The sequence below is a fragment of the Lentilactobacillus buchneri genome, from assembly GCF_018314255.1.
Taxonomy (GTDB): domain Bacteria; phylum Bacillota; class Bacilli; order Lactobacillales; family Lactobacillaceae; genus Lentilactobacillus; species Lentilactobacillus buchneri.
This window is the reverse complement of the sequence record NZ_CP073066.1, coordinates 345179-371973: the sequence shown is the minus strand read 5'-3', so window position 1 is coordinate 371973 and position 26795 is coordinate 345179. Positions and strand designations below refer to the sequence as shown.

25 protein-coding genes are annotated in these 26795 nt (G+C 44.9%); 21 read left to right on the top strand and 4 right to left on the bottom strand.

Features of this window, described 5'->3' with window-relative positions:
• The first annotated feature begins 200 nt into the window (after positions 1-200).
• Both murA and KE627_RS01955 read left to right on the top strand, forming a co-directional pair.
• On the top strand, positions 201-1484 hold the full coding sequence (gene murA, locus KE627_RS01960) for a UDP-N-acetylglucosamine 1-carboxyvinyltransferase (RefSeq protein WP_013728364.1): 1284 nt from the start codon (positions 201-203) through the stop codon (positions 1482-1484).
• A 98-nt stretch (positions 1485-1582) separates the two neighbouring features.
• Positions 1583-1837 carry a type B 50S ribosomal protein L31 gene (locus KE627_RS01955; protein ID WP_014940245.1) on the top strand — a complete coding sequence of 85 codons (255 nt, stop codon included), beginning with the start codon at positions 1583-1585 and terminating at the stop codon, positions 1835-1837.
• A gap of 121 nt (positions 1838-1958) precedes the next feature.
• Here KE627_RS01955 and KE627_RS01950 read toward each other — a convergent pair whose 3' ends face one another.
• On the bottom strand, positions 1959-3188 hold the full coding sequence (locus KE627_RS01950; protein WP_013728362.1) for a multidrug efflux MFS transporter: 1230 nt from the start codon (positions 3186-3188) through the stop codon (positions 1959-1961).
• Positions 3189-3247: 59 nt separating this feature from the next.
• Here KE627_RS01950 and KE627_RS01945 point away from each other — a divergent pair, with 59 nt between their 5' ends.
• Positions 3248-3967, top strand: coding sequence for a class A sortase (locus tag KE627_RS01945; RefSeq protein WP_013728361.1), 720 nt, complete (start codon positions 3248-3250; stop codon positions 3965-3967).
• On the opposite strand, the gene KE627_RS01940 is transcribed toward KE627_RS01945, so the two are convergent.
• Entirely contained in the window at positions 3964-4431 is a 468-nt protein-coding gene (locus tag KE627_RS01940; protein WP_056938777.1) for a low molecular weight protein-tyrosine-phosphatase, read from the bottom strand. The two genes, KE627_RS01945 and KE627_RS01940, sit on opposite strands and share 4 nt — an antisense overlap.
• A 150-nt stretch (positions 4432-4581) precedes the next feature.
• On the opposite strand from KE627_RS01940, the gene KE627_RS01935 reads away from it, so the two are divergent.
• The 7 genes from KE627_RS01935 to KE627_RS01905 all read left to right on the top strand — a co-directional run bounded on the left by KE627_RS01935 (position 4582) and on the right by KE627_RS01905 (position 10924).
• Positions 4582-5349 carry a hypothetical protein gene (locus KE627_RS01935; RefSeq protein WP_056938778.1) on the top strand — a complete coding sequence of 256 codons (768 nt, stop codon included), beginning with the start codon at positions 4582-4584 and terminating at the stop codon, positions 5347-5349.
• A 57-nt stretch (positions 5350-5406) separates the two neighbouring features.
• Positions 5407-6795: a UDP-N-acetylmuramoyl-tripeptide--D-alanyl-D-alanine ligase gene (locus tag KE627_RS01930; RefSeq protein ID WP_056938779.1), complete on the top strand. Its 1389-nt coding sequence runs from the start codon at positions 5407-5409 to the stop codon at positions 6793-6795.
• Positions 6796-6974: 179 nt separating this feature from the next.
• The gene (cshA, locus tag KE627_RS01925) at positions 6975-8495 is read left to right on the top strand and encodes a degradosome RNA helicase CshA (RefSeq protein WP_056938780.1); all 1521 of its coding nucleotides are present in this window, start codon (positions 6975-6977) and stop codon (positions 8493-8495) included.
• 205 nt (positions 8496-8700) lie between these two features.
• Entirely contained in the window at positions 8701-9060 is a 360-nt protein-coding gene (gene acpS / locus KE627_RS01920; RefSeq protein WP_013728356.1) for a holo-ACP synthase, read from the top strand.
• Between the two features lie 3 nt (positions 9061-9063).
• Positions 9064-10188, top strand: a complete 1125-nt coding sequence (alr, locus tag KE627_RS01915; RefSeq protein ID WP_013728355.1) for an alanine racemase — start codon at positions 9064-9066, stop codon at positions 10186-10188.
• Positions 10189-10253: 65 nt separating this feature from the next.
• On the top strand, positions 10254-10538 hold the full coding sequence (locus KE627_RS01910) for a hypothetical protein (protein ID WP_014940238.1): 285 nt from the start codon (positions 10254-10256) through the stop codon (positions 10536-10538).
• 11 nt (positions 10539-10549) lie between these two features.
• Entirely contained in the window at positions 10550-10924 is a 375-nt protein-coding gene (locus tag KE627_RS01905; protein WP_041805701.1) for a type II toxin-antitoxin system PemK/MazF family toxin, read from the top strand.
• A gap of 279 nt (positions 10925-11203) precedes the next feature.
• On the opposite strand, the gene cbpA is transcribed toward KE627_RS01905, so the two are convergent.
• Both cbpA and KE627_RS01895 read right to left on the bottom strand, forming a co-directional pair.
• Positions 11204-11848: a cyclic di-AMP binding protein CbpA gene (cbpA, locus tag KE627_RS01900; protein WP_014940237.1), complete on the bottom strand. Its 645-nt coding sequence runs from the start codon at positions 11846-11848 to the stop codon at positions 11204-11206.
• A gap of 301 nt (positions 11849-12149) precedes the next feature.
• Positions 12150-13106 carry an L-lactate dehydrogenase gene (locus KE627_RS01895; RefSeq protein ID WP_041805699.1) on the bottom strand — a complete coding sequence of 319 codons (957 nt, stop codon included), beginning with the start codon at positions 13104-13106 and terminating at the stop codon, positions 12150-12152.
• A gap of 215 nt (positions 13107-13321) precedes the next feature.
• Between KE627_RS01895 and pth the strand changes: the two genes are divergently transcribed.
• The 11 genes from pth to dusB all read left to right on the top strand — a co-directional run bounded on the left by pth (position 13322) and on the right by dusB (position 26754).
• On the top strand, positions 13322-13882 hold the full coding sequence (pth, locus tag KE627_RS01890; protein WP_013728350.1) for an aminoacyl-tRNA hydrolase: 561 nt from the start codon (positions 13322-13324) through the stop codon (positions 13880-13882).
• Positions 13883-13897: 15 nt separating this feature from the next.
• A complete protein-coding gene (gene mfd, locus KE627_RS01885) occupies positions 13898-17434 on the top strand; it encodes a transcription-repair coupling factor (protein WP_153152554.1) in 3537 nt (1178 codons plus the stop codon).
• Positions 17424-19022, top strand: a complete 1599-nt coding sequence (locus KE627_RS01880; protein WP_056938781.1) for an oligosaccharide flippase family protein — start codon at positions 17424-17426, stop codon at positions 19020-19022. The genes mfd and KE627_RS01880 overlap by 11 nt, the downstream gene beginning before the upstream one ends.
• Complete coding sequence (locus KE627_RS01875; protein ID WP_013728347.1) at positions 19009-19281, top strand: RNA-binding S4 domain-containing protein; 273 nt, start codon at positions 19009-19011, stop codon at positions 19279-19281. The genes KE627_RS01880 and KE627_RS01875 overlap by 14 nt, the downstream gene beginning before the upstream one ends.
• Positions 19282-19384: 103 nt before the next feature.
• Positions 19385-19795: an FtsB family cell division protein gene (locus tag KE627_RS01870; protein WP_013728346.1), complete on the top strand. Its 411-nt coding sequence runs from the start codon at positions 19385-19387 to the stop codon at positions 19793-19795.
• Between the two features lie 133 nt (positions 19796-19928).
• The gene (locus tag KE627_RS01865; protein WP_013728345.1) at positions 19929-20435 is read left to right on the top strand and encodes a S1 domain-containing RNA-binding protein; all 507 of its coding nucleotides are present in this window, start codon (positions 19929-19931) and stop codon (positions 20433-20435) included.
• A gap of 98 nt (positions 20436-20533) precedes the next feature.
• Positions 20534-21916, top strand: coding sequence for a tRNA lysidine(34) synthetase TilS (gene tilS, locus KE627_RS01860; RefSeq protein ID WP_013728344.1), 1383 nt, complete (start codon positions 20534-20536; stop codon positions 21914-21916).
• Positions 21917-21941: 25 nt separating this feature from the next.
• Positions 21942-22484, top strand: coding sequence for a hypoxanthine phosphoribosyltransferase (hpt, locus tag KE627_RS01855; protein ID WP_013728343.1), 543 nt, complete (start codon positions 21942-21944; stop codon positions 22482-22484).
• A 73-nt stretch (positions 22485-22557) separates the two neighbouring features.
• Positions 22558-24693, top strand: a complete 2136-nt coding sequence (ftsH, locus tag KE627_RS01850; RefSeq protein ID WP_013728342.1) for an ATP-dependent zinc metalloprotease FtsH — start codon at positions 22558-22560, stop codon at positions 24691-24693.
• A gap of 75 nt (positions 24694-24768) precedes the next feature.
• A complete protein-coding gene (hslO, locus tag KE627_RS01845) occupies positions 24769-25665 on the top strand; it encodes an Hsp33 family molecular chaperone HslO (RefSeq protein ID WP_013728341.1) in 897 nt (298 codons plus the stop codon).
• An 81-nt stretch (positions 25666-25746) separates the two neighbouring features.
• On the top strand, positions 25747-26754 hold the full coding sequence (gene dusB, locus KE627_RS01840; protein ID WP_014940228.1) for a tRNA dihydrouridine synthase DusB: 1008 nt from the start codon (positions 25747-25749) through the stop codon (positions 26752-26754).
• Positions 26755-26795: the final 41 nt, after the last annotated feature.

The window sequence follows — 26795 nt, the reverse complement described above, 5'->3', positions numbered from 1 at the left end:
TTTGTCTTGTAATAATTCGCTGAAAACGGCGTCAAATTAGCCCGACTAGCACTCATTAAATGAAAACGTTTGTACGGAACAATTGTTTTAATTGTTACAGATTGTATAATTCAAGTATAGGTATTGTTTTTTGTGTGGATATTGGATAATATATTTCTTGACATGAAAAATGTGCGAATACAAAAAGTGAGGAATTTTTGATGAGTAAACTAATCATAAATGGAGGGAAACGGCTGTCCGGAGAGATATCGATCGGCGGTGCTAAAAACAGCACGGTTGCGCTTATCCCTGCTGCCATATTAGCGGATACCCCCGTTAGGTTCGACTCGGTCCCAGACATTTTAGATGTTCACAACTTAATGTTAATTTTAAAATCGATGAACGTTTCGTCTGAGTTCAAAGGCGATGTCCTAACAATTGATCCGACCAATATTGTCGAGGCACCACTGCCAAGCAAGGCGATTAAAAGCTTGCGGGCCTCCTACTACTTTATGGGCGCTCTGTTAGGTCGTTTTCAGCGTGCTACCGTTAGTTTTCCCGGTGGCGATAATATCGGGCCGCGGCCAATTGACCAGCATATCAAGGCATTTAAGGCTTTAGGAGCTGAAGTCAGTGAACACGATGGGACAGTGACCATTAAGACCGGCCCGGATGGCCTGCATGGTGCCCAGATTTTCTTAGACATCGTTTCTGTGGGTGCGACTATCAATACAATTTTGGCGTCGGTCAAGGCGCCTGGAACCACCGTTATTGGCAACGCGGCTAAGGAACCTGAAATTATTGACATTGCGACATTCTTGAACAACATGGGTGCCAATATTCGTGGTGCCGGGACCGATGTCATTCGAATTGAAGGCGTGCCAACCCTTCAGGCTCGTAATACTCATACAATTATTCCTGATCGAATCGAAGCCGGCACTTATTTGTCACTCGCTGCAGCTGTGGGGGATGGGATTTTAATCACCAACATCATCCCCGAACATTTGGAAGCTTTTGTCGCCAAATTAGAAGAGATGGGCTGCGACTTAACGGTTTATGAGGACAGCATTTATGTCGGACCATCACATGACTTGAAGCCAATCCGAATTAAGGTGATGCCTTATCCTGGGTTTGCCACTGATCTTCAGCAGCCATTGACGCCGCTATTATTTAAGGCAAAGGGGCGCAGTGTGATCATTGACACCATTTATCCCAAACGGATTAAGCACATTACAGAACTGAATAAATTGGGCGGTAAAGTCAAATCAGAGGATACCGATGAAGGCATCATTGTAGTTGATAACTCCCCCAAGCTAATGGGTGCCAAAGTTCAGGCAGGTGAAATCCGTGCCGGCGCGTCGTTAGTGATTGCCGGGCTGATGGCGGATGGCACCACGGAAATCTGCCATGCCGACAACATCCTCCGCGGCTATGGAAACATCGTTGATAAGCTGCGGGGTGTGGGTGCCGACGTTAAATTAGAAGTTGAAGAAAGAGTCAATTGATGATTGATTGACGATTTTATTTATGGTACACTAACAAAGTTGACTAATCGATAATCTCTGGGTCATCGGATTGATTCAGGGCAAAGGAGCGATATATAATGAAAAAAGGAATTCATCCAGCATATCAACAAGTTGTATTTCAAGATTCATCTACAGGTTTCAAGTTCATCTCAGGATCAACTAAAACCTCTGACGAAACGATCAAGATGGACGATGGCAAGACTTACCCATTGATCCGTGTTGAAATTTCATCAGATTCACACCCATTCTACACTGGTAAGCAAAAGTTCAATCAAGTAGATGGTGCCGTAGATCGTTTCAACAAGAAATACGGTCTTACAGACAACAAATAAGCATGACGAAGACGAGGAGCTTAACGGTTCCCCGTTTTTTATGCAAACAAATAGGGGTTGGACAAGCGATACTGACTGTCCAACTCCTATTTTTCGTTCTCATACTAATTGGTAAACGGGTTTATTCAATCCGTTGTTTGCGTGCTCGGCGCATTCCCCGCGTATTGTTGAATACTAAGGTGAGGTTAATGACTACCAGGACGGCAGTTGAAATGAAAACACCTGCGTAATCAAATGAGGTCGAGACGACTGATCCAATCATTGGACCAGCCACGTTGCCCATCGCTTGGAAAGACTGGTTCCAGCTAAACACACGGCCGGTAACGTGAGGTGGGGTGTTCTTAGCCAGAATCGACTGGACAGCGGGTAACATTGACGCGTTGGCGACGCCGATCAGGAACCGAAGACCAATCAATTGCCAGACGTTAGTGACAAATGCCATTGGAACGTAGACAACGATTGCCAGCAGAAAACCGACCAGCAAGACGCGATCAGCACCAATCCGATCGCCCAGCCGTCCCAACATCGGAGCAGCTGCCAAGGTGGCAATGCCGGGGACCGCAGCGACAATTCCGCTATAGAAGGTGGTCGCCGGGCTATTATTCATGATTTGGCGGACATATAATGCTAAAATTGGAACGATGGAGTTGTTAGCCGCTTGAATAATCATGGTGGTAACAAACATCCCAAGTACCAGCTTTGAATTGGCCAGTTCACCAATTACGCCACGCGTGTTGAGCATTTTCGACTTGGCGACTGGTTTGAAATCTTCGTGGACCATCAACGTCGTTACCAGGAAGACACCGACAAACAGGGCGCCGGTAATAAAGAATGTGACCCGATAGCTGAAGAATGAGGCCAAAGTTCCGCCTAACAGCGGGCCGAGCAGGGCACCGGACACGTTACCGGTTACCAAAGTGCCGAGGGCCTGGCCGCTTTTGCGTTTCGGCACCTGGGTGGCAATCAGGGCGTTGGCATTGCTGATGTATCCGGAAAAGACACCCTGCAGGAGCCGAAGGCCAATTAATTGCCAGACGTTGGTGACCAATCCCATCAAAATGAAGACAATGGCCATTCCGGCGGATGCTCGGACCAACATCAATTTTCGGCCGGTTCGATCAGCCAATTTTCCCCACAGTGGCGAAGCAATCGCGGTCACTAGGTAACTGGCCGCAAAGGCCAATCCACTGTAGAGGCTCAATTCGTTATGGGTGAAATGCCCCAGCGAATCAACGTATAGAGACAGAAATGGCATCACTTCGCTGAAGCCGATTCCGGCCATGAAGGTTCCAAACCAGAGAACGGCTAAATTGCGCCGCCAGGAGTTTGGACCAACTTGTTTTGTTAACAATGAGGTTCCTCCTTTATTATTTTGTACATATTATAATTCGTTGTTGAGTGGAGGTAGTTATGAGAAAAGGACTTCTCAAGAAAATATTGATTAACGTGGTTTTTGTGTTGTTGATAATTGTCGCTTTGGGGATGATTTTTAATCGGCCAATCAAAAATGAATTGATCAAATCTTATCAGCCAAAAATCACCCGCCAGACCGTTGCCAAAACTGAACGGCGGCAAAAAGCACAAACTAAGCGTCACAAGCAAAATGTCAGTTATGATTTTAAAAAAGTCAAATCCCTTGATTTTCAAACTGCTGCTCGGGCGCGGATGAACACCAACGCCATTGAAGTTATCGGCGAAATTCTCCTGCCCAAATCACATATTCATTTGCCAATTGGGTTGGGAGTGGCTAATAATACCTTGGCGCTAGCTGCCGGGACCATGCGGCCTGACCAGCAGATGGGCAAGGGCAACTATCCGTTGGCAGGGCACCACATGGTTAACCGCCACGTTTTATTTGGCCCGCTGTACTTCAAAACCCAAGTTGGTGATCGGATCTATCTCAGTAATATGACCAAAGTCTATCAATACAAGGTTTACCAGCGCAAGTTTATCGCAGCGACCCGGGTTGACGTTGTCCGCCAAACCAAGCGGCCGATTGTCACGTTGATCACCTGTGACGCGACCGGCGCGGGACGCTTGATGATTCGCGGTAAACTCCAAAAAAGTTATCGAATCAGTCATGCGACACCAAAATTAAAACGAGCCTTATTGGGACCCGTCAATAATTAAGCCAATTGGCTTTTCATTTTATCCAACCATTCGTGCAGGGTTTCTGATAACTGACGGTAAGTTCGGCCAAATTTGTGGTCAAACCAGGGGTCCGGGATATCTTTTCCCTGCTTGTCGGGAATAATGTTGTAGCAAAGGAAAATCTTTTTCCGATCAGCAATTGGGGCCATTTGATTGAGATAAAAGATATTTTGATTATCCATGGCAATAATGTAATCAGCCTGATCAAAGTCTTCTTTGGTGATGGGCGTCGACGTTTTATTGCCGACGGACAAGCCGTGTTTGGCTAATTCGGCAATCGCACCTGGATGAGGCGGATTGCCATGCTCTTCGGTACTAATCGCTGCAGAAGCAACGGTAATTTGATTTTCCAAATGGGCATCCTTCACCATTTGACGGAACATGACCTCAGCCATGGGCGAACGGCAGATATTTCCCAGACAAACAAATAATACGTTAGTCATATTAATAACCTCACACTAATATTGCGTTAACCACCATGTTACCAATGAATTAAGAAAAGGGCAAATTACGACATTTCTGTCTTAATTATAAGACAACTAAACGTGAGGGTAGTACAATTAGTTTAGATATAAATACGGGGTAATGAAACGATGAAGGGCAATTTGATTTTTATAAATACGAATCCAATCTCCAACATGATTTTATCATCAGGGATCACTGCGGCCGATTTTATTAATGGACTGGATGAATTGCCTCAAAATATCATTTTGTTAAATAATGATGATCAGGCTGCTAACGGGTACAACTCTCATTCCAAGTTCAATCTGATCAATGGCACAGGTGAAATTCGGACCTATCTCCTCCGTAATCCCGACCAAAAGAAGAAGTTTATTGATTTTGACGTGGAAGACAGTGTTAACAACTTGTCACCATTTGAAATTGCGGAACTGTTGTATCTGGCCCACATGGGAACGCCAATGGGTCGGCCTTTTTCTTCCAAATTGAACAATCATTACATTTATTTGAGTCAAGACAACGGAACGATTCGTTCATATTACCGGCGTTTCTCAGACTTTAACCACGTCTTGGAAATCGCCATTAAGCGCAATTTGCGAGAGACCCATAACACTTTGAGAGTCTTCCTGCGTCCATTGGCGATCAAAGACATTGACCGCTCGATTCTCTTGGATTTGATTACCAAAGCTAACGACGGCCTGTTTATTTCCTTTGATTCCTTGCGGGAACGTTCCCGGACTTATCATATTCCATTACGGATTTTGAAGGACCCGGATCAGGTTTCAATTATTTTGCCAACCGGTAAAGTCGATGAAAATACCGTCTATGCCGGGGACTTGACCTATAATTTACAAACATCAAAATGGCATTTAGAATGGCAGGATCAAACGGTGGGTGTTTAGCCGTTTGATTTTTTGTTATAATTGAACATAACTATTTAACAATTGGAGCGTTCAATAATGAAAATGACGATTGGCGAAGTTGCTCAAGCAATTAATGCCAACACTGAAAATTTTGACAAAGCAATGCTGGACGAATCTTTGACCGGGGTGTGCTTTGACAGCCGGAAGATTCAAGCTGGTCAACTGTTTGTTCCGCTGGTTGCAGAACATGACGGCCACGATTACATCGACAATGCAATTGCGGGCGGCGCCTCAGCTACCCTTTGGGCCAGTGACCACGCGGATCGCTTACCACTAACAATTCCGGCACTGGTTGTTGACGATCCACTGACAGCATTTCAACAGCTCAGCAAATATTATCTTGATAAGATTAATCCACGCGTCATTGCCGTCACCGGAAGCAACGGCAAGACGACCACCAAAGATATGATCGCCGCAATTTTATCCAGTACGTTTAATGTCACCAAAACCCAGGACAATTTTAATAATGAGATTGGCCTGCCTTATACGATTCTGCAGATGGAATCCAATACCGAGTTTTTAGTGGCGGAAATGGGGATGGATCGACCCGGGCAACTAGATTTTCTATCCAAACTGGCTCGGCCCGATGTAGCCGTTATTACCATGATTGGTGAAGCCCATATTGAGTTCTTTGGCACCCGTGATAAGATTGCCGACGCCAAAATGGAGATCACTCATGGTCTGAAAGCTGACGGCTTCTTCGTCTATGACGGCGACGAGCCGCTGCTCACAGAGCGTGCCCAACAAGTGGATGAGAGTGTGATCAAAGCGACTTTTGGCAGAAAAGACAGCAATGATGTTTTTGCCATCGACTCCAAAGATGGTCAGTATCAGACGCAATTTCACGTCAATTTGTGGCCGGAGATTGATTTTACGATTCCGATGATCGGTGATTATAACGTCAACAATGCCCTGGCGGCCATTTCGGTTGGCCGAATTTTCCGAATCCATCCGCAGATGATGGCTGACAAGTTGGCTAAATTTGATCTGACTAAGAATCGGACCCAGTGGTTGAGTGGTTCAAAGGGCGAGCGAATTTTAAGTGACGTCTATAATTCTAACCCCACCGCCGCTAAAGAAGTGTTGACCGCTTTTAAGAACACGACAACCAAGGGGCGACGGATTGCTGTTTTAGGCGACATGTTGGAGCTTGGGACTCAATCAAAAGCGATGCACGCTTCGCTAGCGGATGCCCTGGATCCGGCCTCCATTCCGGTGGTGTACCTGATTGGCGCCGATATGGACGCCTTATATGAGAAACTCAAGCCGGTCTATGCCCCAGAGAATCTCCACTATTACCAAGCTGATCAGCTTGATGAATTGACCTCTGATCTTCAAGCCGAATTGAGCGCTGACGATGAGGTCTTGTTGAAGGCCAGTCACGGTCTGCATTTGGAAAATGTTGTTGCCAAACTGGTTAAATAAGCACGGTCAACAGACGAGTTGGCCTGTATTGCTTGCTTAATGTTATGTGACGGTGTAAACTAAAAAGGTTATTTTGTAATAAATGATTGTAGGTCAAGTGGTCAACGCATTCCGGGAAACGGATTTTTCCCCAGTCGGCCGCGGAACCTTGATTGTTTCAATATTAGGAGGAAACATATTTGAAGTTTAGTGAATTAGGATTATCAGACCACTTATTAACTGCGATTAATAACAGTGGGTTTGAAGAAGCTACGCCAATCCAGGGCGAAACCATCCCAATGGTTCTTAAAGGTGAGGATGTTATCGGTCAAGCTCAAACTGGAACTGGAAAAACTGCCGCATTTGGTTTACCAATCTTACAGAAGATTGATTTTGACAATCCAAATGTCCAAGCTCTGATCATTTCACCAACTCGGGAGCTGGCAATCCAGACACAAGAAGAAATCTATCGATTAGGAAAAGATGAAAAAGCTAAGGTTCAAGTTGTTTATGGTGGTGCAGATATTCGCCGTCAAATCAACGCCTTAAAGGGTCATCCACAGATTGTGGTTGGAACTCCGGGCCGAATTCTTGATCATATTAGACGCCATACTTTAAAGTTAGAGCACGTTAAGACATTAGTGTTGGATGAAGCTGATGAGATGTTGAACATGGGATTTTTAGACGATATTGAAGATATCATCACACAAACCCCAAAGGAACGTCAAACTTTGCTTTTCTCAGCAACGATGCCTGCCCAAATCAAACGGGTTGGGGTTCAGTTTATGCGTGACCCTCATCAAGTAACGATTAAGGCTAAAGAATTAACCACTGATTTAATTGATCAGTACTATGTTCGGGTAAAAGAATACGAAAAATTTGACACCATGACCCGTTTCTTTGACGTTCAGGATCCAGAAGTCACCATTGTCTTCTGTCGGACTAAGCGTCGGGTTGATGAAGTCTCCAAAGGACTCCAGGCCCGTGGCTACAAGGCTGCCGGTCTTCACGGAGATCTGACTCAGGCTCGTCGGACTCAGATCATGCAGGAATTCAAAGCTGCCAAGATTGATATCTTAGTTGCCACTGATGTTGCTGCCCGTGGAATTGATATTTCAGGTGTGACCCACGTTTATAACTACGATATTCCTCAAGATCCTGATGGCTACGTCCATCGTGTTGGTCGTACCGGCCGTGCCGGTAAGCATGGGGTTTCAATTACCTTTGCAACGCCTAATGAAATGGATTATCTTCGAGAAATCGAAAAGTTGACCAAGGTGCGTATGCTGCCTTTGAAGCCACCAACAATTCAAGAAGCCTTTGTTGGTCAATTGAATTCTGCTGAATCAGATATTGCCGACTTAATTAAGAAGACGAATACTGACAAGTATGAGAAGATGGCTGACAAGCTGCTCGACGAGTATGAAGCAACTGATTTGGTTGCTGCTCTGCTCAACGACGTTACTCGCGACAACGTTAAGGTTAAGATTACCCCTGAACGCCCATTACCACATCATGGTCATGGACACGGTGGTCATCGCAACGATCGTCGTGGTGGCGGTCATGGTGGTCATTACAAGGGCTCAAAGAGTCATCGTAATGGCGACCGGAATAATGGCAGCCGAAATCGGGGCCATTATGAAGGCAGTAACGACCGTAAGCATTCTGACAGACGGTCATCAAGCAATAAGAAACGCCGTTTTACCATTAAAAATAGTTAATTAAGATTTTTAACGAAGTGATCATTCGATGATGAATGGTCACTTTTTTGATTGAGTTGATGAGGGTTCTTGTATGCACCAACTTGTAATGCAAGCATGTCGTTAATCGTCATTGACTTCGTGACAAGTCTTTCAAATCTGCCCCGACGAGGCCGTTTTTATGTTAAACTTATCCTATCTTTTTGGTTTGCGAGGGATTTAGAAAATGATTGCAGGAATTGGGATTGATGTTACCGATATTAGAAGAATTGTCGCTGCCGTGGAACGGAATCAGCATTTCACAGAGCGTATTTTAACAGCAGATGAAATGAAACAATTGGCTGAATTGTCTGATAAGCGCCGTTATGAATATATCTCCGGTCGTTTTTCGGCCAAAGAAGCCTATTCGAAGGCCTTTGGTTCCGGCCTTGGATCGAAAGTGAGATTTCAGGATCTTTGTATTGTTAATAACGAGGAGGGCAAACCCTTCTTTTCGAAACAACCATTTGATGGGAACGCCTTTGTGTCGATTTCTCACACCGATGACATTGTCGTTACTCAAGTTATTTTAGAGAATCGGGGTTAGGTAATGACAGTTGGAAATTTACGAAATGCCCAGGTAACTGTTGACCTGGCGGCAATTTATTCAAATATTCACCATGCCAAGCAGCGTTTGGATGACGGAGACGACTTGTTCCAAGTGGTTAAAGCTGACGGTTATGGGCATGGGGCAGTTCAAGTGGCCGAGATTGCTGAAAAAGCGGGCGCCACTGGTTTTTGTGTCGCTATTTTAGATGAAGCTCTCCAACTTCGCCAGGCAGGAATTAGGCTGCCGGTACTGGTATTAGGGATTACTGATCCTGAATGTGCCCAATTAGCGGCTTCCGAAAACATTTCCCTGACTGTCGGTTCGATCGACTGGCTTAATCAAGCTGCCAAATTACTCGACACCAGCGCATTTAAAGGCCGGCTAAACATTCATTTGGCACTGGATACCGGCATGGGTCGAATTGGCTTTCAAACTGCGGATGAGCTTAAAGCTGCCGTTGGGGTTCTCAACGCCCATTCCGATCGGATGAGTTTTGAAGGAATCTTTACCCATTTTGCCACTGCTGACAGTCCTGACGATACCTATTTCAAATTCCAGTACCAGAATTTTCAGGACTTTATGGCAGTTCTTGATAAACGCCCGAAGTATGTTCACGTGGCCAATTCCGCTACCAGCTTGTGGCACAAAGTTTGCGGCGGCAACATGATTCGCTTTGGGATTGCGGCTTATGGCTTGAACCCGTCCGGAAGAGATATTACCCAGCTTCCATATCAGTTGAAACCAGGTTTATCAGTAACCTCCGAAATTGATTTTTCAAAATTAGTTAAAAAGGGCCGCTCAATCGGGTATGGTGCAACCTACACCACTGATAGCGACCAATGGATTGGGACCGTTCCGGTTGGCTATGCCGACGGAATTCCCCGGGCAATGCAGGGCTTTTCAGTCTTGGTTGATGGCCACAAGTGTCCGATCGTTGGTCGAGTTTGCATGGATCAGTTTATGATTCGATTGCCTCATGATTATCCTTACGGCACGACAGTCACCATCATCGGTCAATCGGGTGATGCTCAGATTACTGCCGATGATGTTGCGGATTATCTGCATACCATCAGTTATGAGGTTATTTGTGGCTTGAGTCCGCGATTGCGTCGAAAATATGTATGATTTTTCTGTAATTTCATGGTATATTAGACAGTACAGTAATCTGGAACATATAGGGGAAAATACCAATGGAAAAAGCAACTAATTCAAAGCATTTTTCAGTTATGATCAATGATCAAATTGCAGACCGTTTGGAACAGTTTAGCGCAACGGTTGGAATATCCGAAAGTGCAGCGGTTGAGATTGCAATCAACTACTTTTTTGATGACCCGAAAGTCATTGATGGCTTAATGAGGGGATATCGCGAAATGGGTAGTTTGAACCGTGAGATCAGTAAGGACTTTTCCTGCTGTGAAGAAGACGCTGATATCCATTTAACTCAGTATCGTCAAAGATTACGGAATTTACAGTAATGTAAGTTACGATGATGGGAGGTATGAGGGTGACTGACGTTATTTTTAAACGTGGAGACATTTTTTATGCTGATCTATCACCAGTTATCGGTTCCGAGCAGGGCGGGATGCGACCGGTCTTGATTGTCCAAAATGATATTGGCAATCATTACAGTCCCACCGTCATTGTTGCCGCAATTACCGCCAGAATTTCCAAACCCAAAATGCCCACACACGTGGGGATCTTGGCTGGAAATGGGATAGAAAGAGATTCAGTTATTTTACTCGAGCAGATCAGAACCATTGATAAGCAGCGATTGAAGGATAAAGTAACCCATCTCGATCCGCCTATTATGAGTAAGGTCGATAAAGCGATAAAGATAAGCTTGGGATTAGCTAAAGGCTAGTGACGGACCGCAATACATAAAACATCACACAACGCTTAGATCAATTGAATACAATTATAATCAAAAGGGAGTGCGACGCGAGGCGTCTTGATCCCAGAATTTAAGCCAAGAAGCGAGTTATTCCTGTCATGGAATGACTCGCTTCTTGGCTTAAACGGCCGGGATCAGCCGATAGTTCCATGTTTGAACTAGATAACATTGGAACGCAAGCGAGGCCAAGACACAACCTCCAATTAGTTGTGTCCCAGCCTCTTCTTTTGATATGCACGTACAATGTGCCTAATTTTTTTCTTCTTGCAGATTTTCAACTTCAGGCACTCTGAATTCCTTGCGTTCCAAAGCAGCAATAATTCTGTTTAAACGATCCTGATCCACTTCGGCAGGCAGGGTGAACATAATGCGATGAACCAATTCACCTTCTTGAGCGTCCAAGGAAATGACGCTGGCAATGTTGGTGTACTTGGTGATAATTTTGGCAATTTCTTCAAGATCACCACGCTCGCCGCTTGCAACGACGGTTAACACGTAACTGCCAATATTCACGTTCCAAGACTGTGACAGCATGTCCAAGAGACGGGTATGGGTTAAGATCCCATAAAAGTTATTTCGTTCGTCCAAAACCGCGATGTAGGGGAGATCCTTAATTGAAAAGAATACTTGAAAGAACGCAGAATTCACGTTGATGAACTTGGTTGCGTTCTTTAAAAGTGTGGTAACGGGAAGTGACATGTCACCACCCCGTGATTTATGACGATAAATGTGCATTTTGTAGATATTGCCACGGAAAATCTTGCCGGTTTCATCTAAGATTGGCACACAACGATAACCGGAATCTTCGAGAGTCTGTAAAGCCTCTTCCAAGGTGGCGTCTTCTTTGACGGTCACCAGTCGTTCCTTAGGCTTTACTAATGTTTTTAATAGCATGTTTAATTCCTCCAAATTAACCTGTATACAACCATGATAACATAGAGAAATTTAGAAAAGAACATTTAAACTTGAATTATTCTCATTAATCTCTAAATAAATTAGAATAGCTATTGAAAATCCGGCTTGAATCAGCTGACAAGCTGGACACAAGGAAATGTTCCATATGTTGACTTGCTAGGACTTCCTAAAAAAACGGGCAATTATTCCTATGGGATAGAAATAATTGCCCGTTTTGATTCATTATTGAGGCTGAGGATGCTGATTCATCATCCCTTTATCGTTAGTACAAACAGCGGAATTAAAGTTCTGCCATGCCATCAGCAGTCGTCTTTTGAAGGGTCTCAGCAGAAGCCTTCATTGCGGCAGCTTCATCGGCGTTAAGTGGAACTTCAACAACTTTTTGAATGCCGGATGCATTGACCACGGCAGGTGAACCGATGTAGACATCATGAAGTCCGTATTCGCCATCCATTGGCGCACCAACGGGCAGAACTGCATTTTCATCACGCAAAATAGCTCGTGAAATTCTCATCAAACAGGTGGCAACTCCATAGAATGTGGCACCTTTTCGGTTGATGATCTCGTATGCCTTATGACGAACCTGGTCTTCAATCTCTTTTAAGTCATCCATTGATAAACCGGCTTCTTTGGCAACGTCTAAGAATGGACGGCCGCCGATTTGAGCTGCAGAATAGGCAGCAAATTCGGAATCACCGTGTTCACCTAAAATGTAAGCACTGATTGATTGTGGGCTAACTTGCAACTTTTTGCCCAAAGCGACCTGCAATCTGGAAGTATCCAGAGAAGTTCCGCTTCCAAAGACACGGTTCTTTGGGAAGCCGGAGAATTTTTGAGCTGCATAAGTTAAAATGTCAACCGGGTTGGCAGCAACAACAATGACGCCGTTGAATCCAGAGCCAACAAGTGGATCAATGATAGATTTCATGATCTTGAGGTTCTTATTAACCAGATCCAAGCGAGTTTCGCCAGGCTTTTGTGGAGCGCCGGCAGTGATGACTGCCAAGTCGGCATCCTTACAATCTGCATAATCACCTGAGTAAACGTGTTTTGGGGAGGTGAAGGCTTGGGCATCTTCAAGGTCGAGTGCGTCTCCTTCAGTTCGTTCCTTAATCACATCTACGATCACAAACTCTTCAGCGAGGCCTTGTTGCATCATTGCATAGGCATATGATGAACCTACGGCACCGTCACCAATTAAAGCTACTTTTTGGCGTTGTAAAGTCAAAAAAATCATCTCCAAATCATTAATATATAATTCCTAGAACACGCTAATTATAGCATGATTTTGAAGGCGTCTTCACTGATAAACATCTTTTAATTTTCCGGTTTTTCCAGGACTTAAAAGCTTGTCTGATATGATATAATCTTTATGTTAATTAATTTTTCGACAGCTGAACAGTCTTTGTTCAGCATTTTGTGTTGGAAGAAACGTGAGGAAGAATTTAAACAATGAAAATGATCGTTGGACTAGGAAATATTGGCCCGCAATATGATGGGACCAGACATAATACCGGCTTTATGGTAGTGGAACAATTTGCCAAAAGCCATGACATTTCAATTAAGACGCGTAAAATGAACGCCAAGTATGGCTCTGGGTTTGTCAACAACACCAAAGTGATGGTGGTCGAGCCGACAACATTCATGAATGACTCCGGCTTGGCTGTCCGCCCCTTAATGGACTACTTTGACGTTTCAATCGAAGATCTCATCATTGTGCATGATGACATGGATCTGCCGGTTGGCAAGATTCGCATTAAGGATAAAGGTTCAGCTGGCGGTCATAATGGGATTAAAAGCATTATTGCCAGTGTCGGCACCCAAAATTTCGATCGGATTCGGGTTGGAATTGATCACCCGGATCATGGCAATACGGTCGTTAATTACGTGCTGGGCCGATTCAGCAAAGATCAAGCCCCAATGTTTAAGCAGGCTGCTGATCACGCCGTGAATGCCTTGGATGATTGGATTGACGGGATGTCGATTCCGGATTTGGAAAATCAGTATAATTAACGAAAGGACATTATTTTGAAGTTAGATCAATTACTAACAACAATTCCTCAGTATCAGGAGTTGGTCGCAACCTTGAAACCGGGCACGCGTCAATTGGTGACCGGAGTCGGCGGTTCCGCCCGGACACTTTTAATCGATAATTTAATTCATTCGACTGACAAACCAACTGTTGTGGTAGTTGACTCGTTATTTCATGCTGACCAGTTGGTGAATGACTTATCTAACTTGATTGATGACGATCAGTTGTTTGAGTTCCCGGTGGAAGAAATGGGAGCAGCTGAGCTGGCCACCAGTTCACCGGAATACAAAGCCCAACGGGTATTAGCGTTGGACAAGCTTGCCAGCGGCGATCCGGCGGTCATTGTGACCTCTGTTTCCGGTATTAGAAGACTGGTGCCGGAGAAAAAGCAGTTTCAAGCCGCTAAGTTAACGCTTGAAATGGACGGCACCTATGACCTGGAGCAATTAAAGCTTCAGCTTCATCAAATGGGGTACGTTTTTCAAAAAATGGTTGCGGCTCCGGGAGATTTTTCAATTCGGGGGTCGATTCTCGATATTTTCCCATTAAACCATCAAGACCCGGTTCGAATTGACTTTTTTGACACGGATGTCGACTCAATGCGGACATTCGATGTTTCCAATCAGCGAAGCATCAAAAACATCAAGTCAATCACGGTACTACCAGCCACGGACTTATTAATGACCGATGACCAGCGAAAAGCCGTCAGCAAGCAGCTGTCCAAACGGTTAATTGCTGAACAAAGTCAACTGGATGACAAGGCGGCCAAAAAGCTTCAGGGCAACTTGGAACCGCAAATCATGGATCTGCAAAATGGGTTGAGTGATCCACGCTGGTTGTTATTTGCGGATATGATTTATAAAAAACAGTCTTCCCTGCTGGATTACCTGGCTGCCGATGGCGTTGTTATTTTCGACGATTATGCCAGAATTACTGAAACTGCCAGACAGCTTGAGAGCGATGACGATGAGTGGTTGAACGACAAGATTAAGCACTATGAGGTTTTGAAGTCGACCACATACACCAATGATTTCAAGAAAGCCTTCAGCGCTAATCATCACGCCACCTTAATTCTGTCACTGTTCCAAAAAGGGATGGGCCGGATGCGACTGGATGCCATTGAAGACATTACCGTACGGCCGATGCAGCAGTTCTTCTCCCAAATTCCAATGCTTCGAACCGAGATTTTGCGCTGGCAGAAAATGAAGCAGACAGTCATCATTATGGTTCAAGATGAGAAACGACTGGCAAAGGTCGCTTCAACGCTGAACGATTTTGAAATTACGGCGACTCAGACTGATAAGGATCATCTTTTAAAACAAGAAGTCCAGCTCATTTCCAGCAACTTGGACAACGGATTTGAGCTGCCGTTGGCCAGTTGTGTGGTGATCACTGAAAAAGAAATGTTTGGCACGGTGACTAAAAAACGCCCCCGCCAAACCACCTTTAACAACGCTGAAAGAATCAAGAGTTATACCGATTTGAAGCCCGGCGATTATGTCGTCCACGTCAACCATGGAATCGGCCGTTATGAAGGCATGAAGACCATGGAAGTCGACGGTAAGCACCAGGATTATTTGACGATTTCCTATAAAGATAACGCCAAATTGTTCATCCCGGTCACCCAGTTAAATTTAATTCAAAAATATGTTTCCTCCGAAGATAAGCACCCGCGGATCAATAAACTAGGCGGCAGCGAGTGGGCAAAGACCAAGGCCAAAGTTGCTTCCAAGATTGAAGACATCGCTGATGAACTAATCGATTTATACGCCAAAAGAAGCGCAGAAAAGGGTTACGCCTATCCTCAAGACGATTCGTTGCAGGCAGAATTCGAAGCTGCCTTTCCTTACAGTGAAACACCCGATCAACTGCGGAGTGCGACTGAAATTAAGCGGGATATGGAAACCCAGCATCCAATGGATCGTTTACTGGTTGGAGATGTTGGTTACGGTAAGACCGAGGTTGCTTTGAGAGCTGCTTTCAAAGCAATTGAAGTTGGTAAACAGGTCGCTTTTTTGGTGCCAACCACAATTTTAGCCCAGCAGCATTATGAAACCATGCTGGACCGTTTTCGAGAGTACCCGATTACAGTCAGAGTGCTTTCCAGATTTCAGACCGCCAAACAAGTCAAGGAGACCCTCCAAGGCTTAAAAGACGGTAAGGTCGATGTGGTTGTCGGCACTCATCGACTGCTTTCAAAAGACGTTAAGTTTAATGATTTGGGCCTGTTAATCATTGATGAAGAGCAGCGGTTTGGCGTTAAACACAAGGAACGCATCAAGGAAATGCGTTCTGACGTTGATGTCTTGACACTGACGGCAACACCAATTCCACGGACGCTGAACATGTCGATGATGGGGGTTCGTGATTTGTCTGTGATTGAGACGCCGCCATCCAACCGTTATCCCATTCAGACTTATGTGATCGAACAAAATGCCGGCACGATTCGGGAGGCGATTGAACGGGAAATGTCGCGTGGCGGCCAGGTCTTTTACCTCCACAATCGGGTTTCTGATATTGAAAAGACGGTTGAACAAATCAGTGCCTTGGTCCCTTCAGCCAGAGTCGGTTACATTCACGGACAAATGTCCGAAAACCAGATGGAAGACATTTTGTATGATTTCATAAATGGTGAATATGATGTTTTGGTAACTACCACGATTATTGAAACCGGGGTGGATATTCCAAACGTTAATACGCTATTTGTTGAGAATGCTGATCGAATGGGCCTCTCTCAGCTTTATCAACTGCGGGGGCGGATTGGCCGCAGCAGCCGAGTGGCCTATGCTTATTTTATGTACAAACCAAATAAGGTCCTCACAGAAATTGGTGAGAAACGGTTGGAGGCAATTCGTGACTTTACCGAATTGGGATCCGGATTCAAGATTGCGATGCGGGACCTATCAATCCGTGGAGCAGGTAACCTGCTCGGTAAGCAGCAGCACGGGTTTGTTGATTCGGTTGGGTACGACCTGTATACCCAGATGTTGTCGGATGCCGTTGCCAAAAAACGCGGCAAGAACTTTGAGTATCGAACTGATGCAACTATTGAGCTTGACCTGGAAGCCTATCTGCCGAGTGATTATATTCAGGACAATCAACAAAAGATTGAATTGTATAAACGGATCCGCCAAATTGAAAATGAAGATCAGCTCCACGAAGTTGAAGATGATCTAATCGATCGATTTGGGGACTATGGTGAACCCGTCGCCAACCTGTTAAAGATCTCTCAGCTGAAGATGTTCTCCGATTATGCGTTGGTTGATAAAATCCATCAAAATCAGCCCAAAATTACCATCACGTTTTCACCTCGGGCAGGGACAGAGTTCTCCAGCAAGGAATTGTTGGAAGCGATTGCCCAAACCAAGTTCCGGGCAACCATTAACACCGAAAATGACAGGTATCAAATTCAATTAACTGTTCAGCCCAACATGACAAAGTGGTTGGACGGGCTGATTGCATTAGTCAAACAACTATCAAAAACCCGGCATCATCATGGTGCTGCCGGTAAGGTAAAGTCTGATGAAAAATAGGTCAAGAAGACAACTCGTTCTTAAAGGAACCTTACTGCTGACGGTCGCGTCATTTGTTGCCAAATTGTTAAGTGCCGTGTATCGAATTCCCTTCCAAAACATGGTTGGTAACATCGGCTTTTATGTTTATCAACAGATTTATCCAATTTATGGTATTGGGATGACCTTTGCTTTGACGGGGCTACCGGTTTTTATTTCCAAATTAGTGGTCGACACCAAAGATCCAAGAGATCAGGTCGGGTTGGCCATTCGAATTCAAAACATCCTAATCGTGGTTTGCCTGGTGGCTTTTTGTATATTGCAATTTGCTGCCGGATTCATTGCCGGGAAAATGGATGATCCCCAATTGGCACCGGTGGTTCAATCAGTCAGCTGGATGTTCCTGTTTGTCCCATTTCTGTCAACCTGGCGGGGATACTTTCAAGGCAAAATGGAAATGCGGCCGACGGCGTATTCGCAAGTGATTGAACAGGTTGTTCGAGTATCGAGTATTCTTTTGGTTGGTTACTGGGCCTTCAAATCGACGGTCAGTCCGTATCGAATGGGTCAGTTGGCCATGCTGTCCGCACCAATTGCCGGCCTGATTGCCCTGTTGTTCATCCTGATTTGGATGAAATCAAGATCATTGCCAACAAACTGGCGAAATCGACGTCCGACTATTGAAACACGGCTGTTAATTAAGCGCATTTTGCTGGAGGGCGGCACACTGTGCTTGGTATCGGCAGTGATGCTATTGCTTCAGTTGGCTGATTCATTTTCCGTTGTGTCTGGATTGCGATCGTTTGGCTATTCGCTGGTTGCTGCCCAGAATATCAAGGGAATTTACGATCGTTCTCAGACCCTTGTTCAACTGGGACAAGTTTTGAGCATTGCGTCTGCAACCGCCGTTTTGCCTGGTTTGGTGTTGGCAAATAAACACCGTCAAGATGTCACGTTTCAACACGTTGCGGCCACGAACCTGAGAACTAATTTGGCTGTTTCCCTTGCCATGAGTGTCGGGTTGGCCGCTCTAATGCCCCAAATTAACCGGTTGTTATTTGCTTCGTCCGAGTTAAATTTGACGATTAGCTTGTACTGCATCAGCATCGTTTTAACCAGCGTGTTGATGACCTATAACGTGATTTTACAGAGCAAGGATAATTATTTGAGGACAATGATCGCCATTCTTGCTGGCTTTTTGATCAAGGTGTTGGTTAATCAATTGTTCGTGGCACACTTTGGAATCATTGGCGCTAGTCTTGCAACCCTGTTAAGCTTAATGGTAATGGTGTTATTAATGAACCTGCTCAGTCGAAAAGAGTTGGCCAAATTGATTTCTTTTAAGCAGCTTGGCAAGCTTGTGATTGTGCTGGTGACCATGTTCATTGCGGTTCGGGCAACGGTATTTGGGATTAACCTGGCTGACTTGGCTGATAATCCAAGAATCGCTGCTTTGCTGGTTGTCTGCATCGCCATTCCGATTGGCGTGATCATATTTTTTGCGGGGTGTCGACTGTTGGACGTATTTACTGTCCGTGAATGGTTGGCCATTCCGTTTGTTGGTAAGTTCTTAAAAATTAAAGGAGTCACAACTCATGAGAATCGATAAGTTTTTAAAAGTTTCCAGAATTATTAAGCGCCGTTCTGTTGCCAAAGAGATTGCCGACAAGGGCCGGATCTTTATCAACGGGCGGGCCGCCAAATCTTCAACCGAAGTTAAACCCAACGATGAGGTTGTCATCAAATTTGGTAACAAGACTCTGACTATCTTGGTCAAGGAACTGTTGGATACAACCAAAAAGGATGATGCAGAACGGATGTATGAGATTACCTCCGAGGACTATGAACGCGACTTTCGCAACGAATAAATAAATATCCATAAAAATCCCGAAAACATGTGGAATCACCTAGACAAATGCCCATAGATTGGTATAATTTATCTAGAACGTGCGAATGATCGGGGGATTTAGCATGACGCAGCAAAGTGGGAAAGTACGGAAGCTCGACAACGATTTTACTCGTCGCCGAGAGATTGAATTGAATAACTCAAGGGTGACTGCTGTTTTGTCTAATCGACGAAAAAAGCGGGCCTTAGTTATTAGTGCCATTTTCCTATTCTTTGCGTCAATTTTTCTTATCCAAATTGTTCGTGCCAAAGTGAATTACGCTGACGTGCATGTTCGAATTGCCCGTGAGCAAAAGACCTTAAAACAGCAAAAGGCGGACCAGAAACAACTCAAAACGCAAGTCGCCCAGTTGAATGACAAGAATTACGTGGAACAAATTATTCGTGATCGTTATTACTATACAAAACCTGGCGAAACAGTCTATAGTTTCCCTAATAAGGCACCAAAAGATGTTAATGATTACGATGTCAAATAAGATGAGTCAAGGAGGCCGAGGCCAAAAGTATTTGTACTTTTGTCTTCGCCTTTTATTTTGACAATCGCTAGTCGAGATAAAATAAAATATGATATACTGGTAACACTATTACATGGGAGGAACATTTTTTTAGATGGCAATTGAAGTTGGAGAAAAAGTTAACGGTAAAGTTTCCGGAATTACGAATTTTGGTGCATTTATTGATTTAGGTGATCATCGAACCGGTTTGGTTCATATCAGCGAAGTTTCTGACGGATTTGTTAAAGATATTCATGATGTTTTGAAGGTCGGCGATGATGTCACGGTAAAGGTCCTCAAGATTGAGGGCAACAACAAGATTAGTCTTTCGATCCGCAAAGCTTCTGACAATCATGAACATGAAGATTCTAAGAATGAAAATCATTCTCACAGAAATTTCCACGAGAATAACCACGAAATTCATGAGAACCACGGGAATCATCAAAGTCACGGTTATCATTCCCGTGGCGGCAGTTCTGCTCACAACAATCACTCGAATAATCATGAAGAGAGTTTTGATGACATGATGTCCGGCTTTTTGAAAGAAAGTGAAGATCGCTTGTCCACACTGCGTAAGAACACCGAAGGCAAACGTGGTGGTCGCGGCGGCCGGCGTAGTTAATCGATTAGAATTTGACAATTAATAAGTTTGTGGCTGGGGCAATCATTTGCTGCCGGCCATATTTGTTTTATACCTGCAAGTCATAAGCGGAGGCCACAGTGGATTTACAGAAACAATTTAATTTCATTGTTAAGCAAAAAGCGTGGTGGCAGGCTGGAGATGCAGTGGTGGTTGCCGTTTCCACCGGAGTGGATTCGATGACGTTACTATATATGCTGCAGCACCTGCCGCGAGCTGTTCGGCCCAAAATTATTGTCGCCTATGTGGATCATCAGCTCCGAGATCAAAGCGTTGAAGAGACCCGCTATATATCGAATTATTGCAGTGAACACGGGCTTTTACTCAAACAAGCTGTCTGGCCGAAAGACGACCACCCAAAGGTCGGGATTGAGGCGGCAGCCCGGACCTTTCGGTATCGCTTTTTTGAGCGTGTTTTGAAGGAAACCGGTAGTACCTGCCTGTTGACGGCTCATCATGGCGATGATCTGGTTGAAACCGTCATTATGAAGCTGGTCCGCGGCGGTCAATTAGCTTCTCTGACCGGCATTCGCGAAACCCGATCGTTTGCAGATGCCAACATGATTAGACCACTTTTGTCGTTTAGTAAGCAGCAGTTGGAATCATTTGCTCAAACAACTGGAATCAGGTGGTTTGAAGACGAAACCAATCAGCAGCTGGCTGTTGAACGTAATCGAATTCGCCATGGCGTGATGCCATTACTCAAAGCAGAGAATCCGCAGCTGCTGCCTCATGTGCTCAGTTATACCAACCAGTTGGCCGACAACTTGGCCGCCATTGAATTCTTGATTCAGCCGCTGATTCATTCCGCAGTTGGTTTTCCAGAAAAGCAACGGGCAGAAATTGATCTCGATTCACTCAAAGATTTTCCCGACAGTGTCGTCAAGTGTTTGCTTGAGGAAGTGTTCGAACATTATCTTCGAATCCCCAACGTTTCAGTTGATCAACTTGACGAAGTTTTGGGCCTGATCCAGCAGACCGCCAGACCACAAGCCAAAATGGATTTAGAGGCTGGATGGCAGGTCAGGCGGGTGTATCAATCACTAATAATTTGTAAGGAACCACAAAAAATCGTTGGTAAACCTGAAAAAGATCGAACTTTTATGGTAATATTAGACAGATGGTATTCTCTGAGTCCGTCCACCAAATTTGGTGTGTTCACTGCACACAAAACGGTTGCTAACAGTAAACTGACAACTTTTTACCTGCAGGATACAGATTTACCGTTGCAGGTTCGCTCTCCAAAAGCAGGGGATCGATTATCAATCGGTCACGGACAACACCAAAAGGTCAGCCGGGTGCTGATCAATGCCAAAGTTCCCAACGACCAACGTGAGCGGACCTTGTTGCTGGTCGATGCCAGAGGTACCGTATTATCAGTGTTGGGTCTGAAAAATGCCGTTGTTTCTCGGGATTCCGAGGACACGAGGCCTTATTTTTTAATTGAAGTCCGACAAAAATAATGATTGGAAAGAAAAGGAATTTGTAATGAATAACGACATCTTAAAGGTACTTTACAGCAAGGAAGAAATTCAAGCAGCCGTTGAAAGGCTGGGAAAAGAAATAGCTCAGACTTATGCAGGCAAGACGCCGGTGGTAGTGGGTGTCTTAAAGGGCGCTATTTTCTTCATGACCGACATTGCCCGAGCAGTTGATTCATACATGCAAATCGACTTTATCGACGTTTCCAGTTATCATGGTGCGACTGAATCTTCCGGGACGGTGGAATTGCTGCAGGATATCAACACCGACATTGATGGGCGTGATGTCTTAATTGTTGAAGACATCGTCGATACTGGCCGGACGTTGAAGTTCCTGCTGGACACGTTCGCCGATCGTGGTGCCAGTTCAATTAAGGTTTGTACCCTGTTGGACAAACCCGCTGGAAGAGCCGTTGATGCCGAGTCGGATTTCATTGGTTTTAAGGTTCCCAACGAATTTGTCGTCGGCTACGGTTTGGATTACGACGAAAAGTATCGTAACCTGCCGTACATTGGTGTCTTGAAGCCTGAAATTTATACAAACAATTAATAGTCAAAAAAGGTCAAGTGTGTTAGTATTTTGACTATCAACATGAAAATATTTAGTTTTGAGGAGGACGTTGATGAACTCGAATAGAAATGGGCTTTTTAAAAATAGTCTGTTTTACATTGTCATATTTCTGCTGATAATGGGGGTTATCTATTTCTTTAACGGAAATACCAACCAGACCACATCGCAGGAAATCCAATCAAGCCAGTTTGTTAAGAACTTGAAGGATGACAAAGTAAAAAGCTTTTCAGTACAGCCAAGTGGCGGTGTCTATAAGGTAACTGGAACTTATAGACAGGGTCAGAAGGTACAGGTGCAATCCGGACTCATTGGTGGAAACCAGACTCAGTCTAAGAATGTTACCAAATTTACCGCAACTGTCCTCGAGAATAACTCCTCAATTGCTGAAATCACCAAGGCAGCTCAATCTAACAATGTTAAGATGAATGCCAAGCCTGAAGAGTCAAGCGGTTTTTGGGTAAATCTATTGGTTTACGTCTTGCCGCTGTTATTGTTTGTTTGGTTCTTCTACATGATGATGGGCCGTGCTGGCGGTCAAGGCGGCGGAAACGGCAAAGTGATGAGCTTTGGCAAATCCAAGGCCAAACCAGCCGACAGTAAGCAAAATAAGGTTCGTTTCTCAGATGTTGCTGGTGAAGAGGAAGAAAAACAAGAGCTGGTCGAAGTTGTTGAATTCCTGAAAGATCCAAGGAAATTTACAACTTTGGGGGCTACCATCCCACATGGGGTGTTACTTGAGGGACCTCCTGGTACTGGTAAAACTTTGCTTGCCAAAGCGGTGGCCGGTGAAGCCGGAGTGCCGTTCTACTCAATTTCCGGTTCTGATTTCGTTGAAATGTTCGTAGGTGTTGGTGCCAGCCGTGTTCGTGACTTGTTTGATCAAGCCAAGAAGGCTGCTCCCGCCATCATCTTCATCGATGAAATTGATGCCGTCGGTCGTCGTCGTGGCGCCGGCATGGGTGGGGGCCATGATGAACGTGAGCAGACCCTTAACCAATTACTGGTTGAAATGGATGGATTCAGTGGCAATGAAGGCGTGATTGTCATTGCCGCAACCAACCGTGCCGATGTTTTGGATCCCGCCTTGACTCGTCCAGGTCGTTTTGACCGGAAGATCTTGGTTGGACGTCCAGATATTAACGGTCGTGAAGCAATTCTGAAAGTCCATTCTAAAAACAAGCCATTGGCAAACGACGTTGATCTGCACGAGATTGCCAAGCAAACGCCAGGATTCGTTGGTGCCGATTTGGCCAACCTGCTGAATGAAGCGGCCTTGCTGGCTGCTCGTCGCAACAAGACGCAAATCGACGCGAGTGACTTGGACGAGGCCGAAGATCGTGTGATCGCCGGTCCTGCCAAACGGAATCGGGTTATTTCAAAAGAGGAACGGGAAACCGTTGCTTATCACGAAGCCGGCCATACTGTGGTTGGGTTGGTCTTGAATGATGCCCGAGTTGTCCACAAGGTTACCATTGTACCCCGTGGCCGTGCCGGTGGTTATGCGATTATGCTGCCGCGTGAAGACCAGCAGTTGATGTCTAAGAAGGACGCGATGGAACAGATTGCCGGTTTGATGGGTGGTCGTGCTGCCGAAGAAATTGTCTTTGACTCACAATCCTCTGGTGCTTCCAATGACTTTGAACAGGCAACCAACATCGCTCGAGCCATGGTTACTCAGTATGGAATGAGCAAACGACTTGGTCCGGTACAGCTTGAAAATCCTGCCCAAGACACTTATGGTCCAAGATATTCTCAAGAAACCGGTGCTGCTGTTGATGAAGAGGTTCGTCGTTTAACCAACGAAGCTCACGACACTGCTAAGAAGATTATCGAGGAGCATCGTGATAAGCACAAGCTGATTGCGGAAGCCTTGTTGAAGTATGAAACCCTTGATGAGAAGCAGATTCTTTCACTTTGGCACACAGGTAAAATGCCTGAAAGTTCCGATACAAGTGAATTTCCAAGTGAGCGTGCGGCAACCTTTGAAGAAGCCAAACGTGAATTGGAACGTAAGGAAGCTGAACGTCAAGCTGAATTGGAAAAGGGTCATACAACTGGGGATCAAACTCAAGACACTGACCAAAACAATTCGGATGATCAAAGCACGGATGACTCTGAAAAACCAGATGACGTCTCTAACAATGGTCAACCAAAAGATAACAATCATGACAATGACGATAACAATTAGTTGAATATTTCAAAAATGAGTTTAGGGTAGAATTATCTCTAAACTCGTTTTTATTTTTTAGAAGAGGTGCAAGATATGGATGATTATTTAGTTAAAGCAACAACGACCGATGGCATGTTTCGGGCATACGCTGTGAATGCCAAGCAACTTGTAACGACTGCCCAGCAAGACCACGATACCTGGAGTGCATCATCTGCAGCTTTGGGACGGACATTAGTCGGCACAGTTATGCTTGCTGAATCGGTTGAAAAAAATGGTGAAGCTGTGACGGTTAAAATCAATGGTCAAGGACCAGTTGGCCAAATCGTCGCTGATAGTGATTCGAACGGCCATGTCAAAGGCTATATTCAAAACCCTCATGTGCATTTACCACTTAATGCCCATCATAAAATTGATGTTGGCAAGGCGGTTGGTGTCAACGGCTTAATTGAGGTGAGTCGTGCTGCCGAAGGTGAGGATCCCTATACTGGAAGCGTGCCGCTGGCTTCAGGTGAGATTGGCGACGATTTCACGTACTACCTCGCCCAATCTGAACAGATTCCATCAGCGGTGGGGGTCTCTGTGTTTGTCAACGATGATAATTCAATCGGCGCAGCCGGCGGCTACCTCGTGCAGGTATTGCCGGATGCAACTGATGACACGATTAATCAAGTCATCGACCGAATTAAACAGATGCCGATGATTTCTGAGCTTTTATTGGACAATCAAAGTCCTGAAGATATTTTGGAACTCATTTTTGGCAAAGGTCAGTTGCATTTTTTGGAAACTGTTCCGGTGGAATTCTTCTGCAACTGCTCGAAGAATCGGTTTGGCCGAGATCTTGAGGGCCTCCCCGTCCCCCAATTGGAAACGATGCTCAAAGAGGATAAAGGAATTGACGTGACTTGCAACTTCTGCGAAAGCAAGTACCATTTTAATGAAGAAGAGCTGGGGAAAATCATCAAAGTCGCTAAAGCTGAGGGACACCATTAAAGTTGGCTGTCGTTTTTCACAAATATGTGATAATATAGCAAGCGGAATTTCACAATTGCAAACGAATTTTGAGGTGAAAGTATGAAATGGAATATTGGTAATGTCACAATCCCTAATCAGGTGGTTGTTGCACCAATGGCAGGGGTTACAAATTCTGCCTTTAGAATTATCTGTAAAGAATATGGGGCAGGCCTAGTTGTTTGTGAAATGATTTCTGACCGCGGGATTATGTACAAAAACAAAAAAACGTTGGATATGATGTTTGTTGATCCCCGCGAACACCCGATGAGTATCCAAATTTTTGGCGGAACCAAGGAAACGTTGGTTCAGGCCGCTAAATTTGTCGATCAAAATACTGCTGCCGATATCATTGATATCAACATGGGATGCCCTGTGAATAAGGTTGTCAAAACTGATGCCGGTGCTCGTTGGCTGCTGGACCCAAAGAAAGTCTACGAGATGGTTTCTTATGTAACTGATGCCGTTAAAAAGCCGGTGACCGTTAAGATGAGAACCGGTTGGGATGAAGATCATATTTATGCGGTTGAGAACGCTTTAGCGGCTGAAAGAGCCGGTGCTTCAGCTTTGGCGATGCATGGGCGAACCCGGAAACAAATGTATGAGGGGCATGCGGACTGGGGCATTTTGAAGCAGGTTGCGCAGGAGATTCACATCCCATTTATGGGAAATGGCGATGTCAGAACACCGCAAGATGCCAAAAAGATGTTAACTGAAGTTGGCACCGATGCTGTTATGATGGGCCGTGCGGTCGAAGGTAATCCGTGGATCTTAAAGCAGACGCAGCATTATTTGGAAACCGGCGAGCTGTTAGCTGAGCCGACACCTGAGGAAAAGGTGGTTACTGCCAAGGAACATTTGCATCGTTTGGTAGAATTGAAAGGTGATTATATCGGTTCCCACGAATTTCGCGGTCAAGCCGGCTATTACTTAAAGGGAATTCCTCATTCAGCTCGAACCAAGGTTGCCTTGACGAACGCATCCGGCGAATCAGCGATGGATGATATTTTTGATGAATTTTTGGAGAAAAACGAACAGCGAAAAGCACGTCAGCACCGGATAGCACAATAAATTCGGCGCTTTTTGTGTTATGATTATTAATAGTAAATTTT

Bases quoted from the DNA above. Each gene is read 5' to 3' on its own strand.
- murA (WP_013728364.1), top strand. From the start codon at position 201: ATGAGTAAACTAATCATAAATGGAGGGAAACGGCTGTCCGGAGAGATA.
- KE627_RS01955 (WP_014940245.1), top strand. From the start codon at position 1,583: ATGAAAAAAGGAATTCATCCAGCATATCAACAAGTTGTATTTCAAGAT.
- KE627_RS01945 (WP_013728361.1), top strand. From the start codon at position 3,248: ATGAGAAAAGGACTTCTCAAGAAAATATTGATTAACGTGGTTTTTGTG.
- KE627_RS01940 (WP_056938777.1), bottom strand. From the start codon at position 4,431: ATGACTAACGTATTATTTGTTTGTCTGGGAAATATCTGCCGTTCGCCC.
- KE627_RS01935 (WP_056938778.1), top strand. From the start codon at position 4,582: ATGAAGGGCAATTTGATTTTTATAAATACGAATCCAATCTCCAACATG.
- KE627_RS01930 (WP_056938779.1), top strand. From the start codon at position 5,407: ATGAAAATGACGATTGGCGAAGTTGCTCAAGCAATTAATGCCAACACT.
- acpS (WP_013728356.1), top strand. From the start codon at position 8,701: ATGATTGCAGGAATTGGGATTGATGTTACCGATATTAGAAGAATTGTC.
- alr (WP_013728355.1), top strand. From the start codon at position 9,064: ATGACAGTTGGAAATTTACGAAATGCCCAGGTAACTGTTGACCTGGCG.
- KE627_RS01910 (WP_014940238.1), top strand. From the start codon at position 10,254: ATGGAAAAAGCAACTAATTCAAAGCATTTTTCAGTTATGATCAATGAT.
- KE627_RS01905 (WP_041805701.1), top strand. From the start codon at position 10,550: ATGATGGGAGGTATGAGGGTGACTGACGTTATTTTTAAACGTGGAGAC.
- cbpA (WP_014940237.1), bottom strand. From the start codon at position 11,848: ATGCTATTAAAAACATTAGTAAAGCCTAAGGAACGACTGGTGACCGTC.
- KE627_RS01895 (WP_041805699.1), bottom strand. From the start codon at position 13,106: ATGATTTTTTTGACTTTACAACGCCAAAAAGTAGCTTTAATTGGTGAC.
- pth (WP_013728350.1), top strand. From the start codon at position 13,322: ATGAAAATGATCGTTGGACTAGGAAATATTGGCCCGCAATATGATGGG.
- KE627_RS01880 (WP_056938781.1), top strand. From the start codon at position 17,424: ATGAAAAATAGGTCAAGAAGACAACTCGTTCTTAAAGGAACCTTACTG.
- KE627_RS01875 (WP_013728347.1), top strand. From the start codon at position 19,009: ATGAGAATCGATAAGTTTTTAAAAGTTTCCAGAATTATTAAGCGCCGT.
- KE627_RS01870 (WP_013728346.1), top strand. From the start codon at position 19,385: ATGACGCAGCAAAGTGGGAAAGTACGGAAGCTCGACAACGATTTTACT.
- KE627_RS01865 (WP_013728345.1), top strand. From the start codon at position 19,929: ATGGCAATTGAAGTTGGAGAAAAAGTTAACGGTAAAGTTTCCGGAATT.
- hpt (WP_013728343.1), top strand. From the start codon at position 21,942: ATGAATAACGACATCTTAAAGGTACTTTACAGCAAGGAAGAAATTCAA.
- ftsH (WP_013728342.1), top strand. From the start codon at position 22,558: ATGAACTCGAATAGAAATGGGCTTTTTAAAAATAGTCTGTTTTACATT.
- hslO (WP_013728341.1), top strand. From the start codon at position 24,769: ATGGATGATTATTTAGTTAAAGCAACAACGACCGATGGCATGTTTCGG.
- dusB (WP_014940228.1), top strand. From the start codon at position 25,747: ATGAAATGGAATATTGGTAATGTCACAATCCCTAATCAGGTGGTTGTT.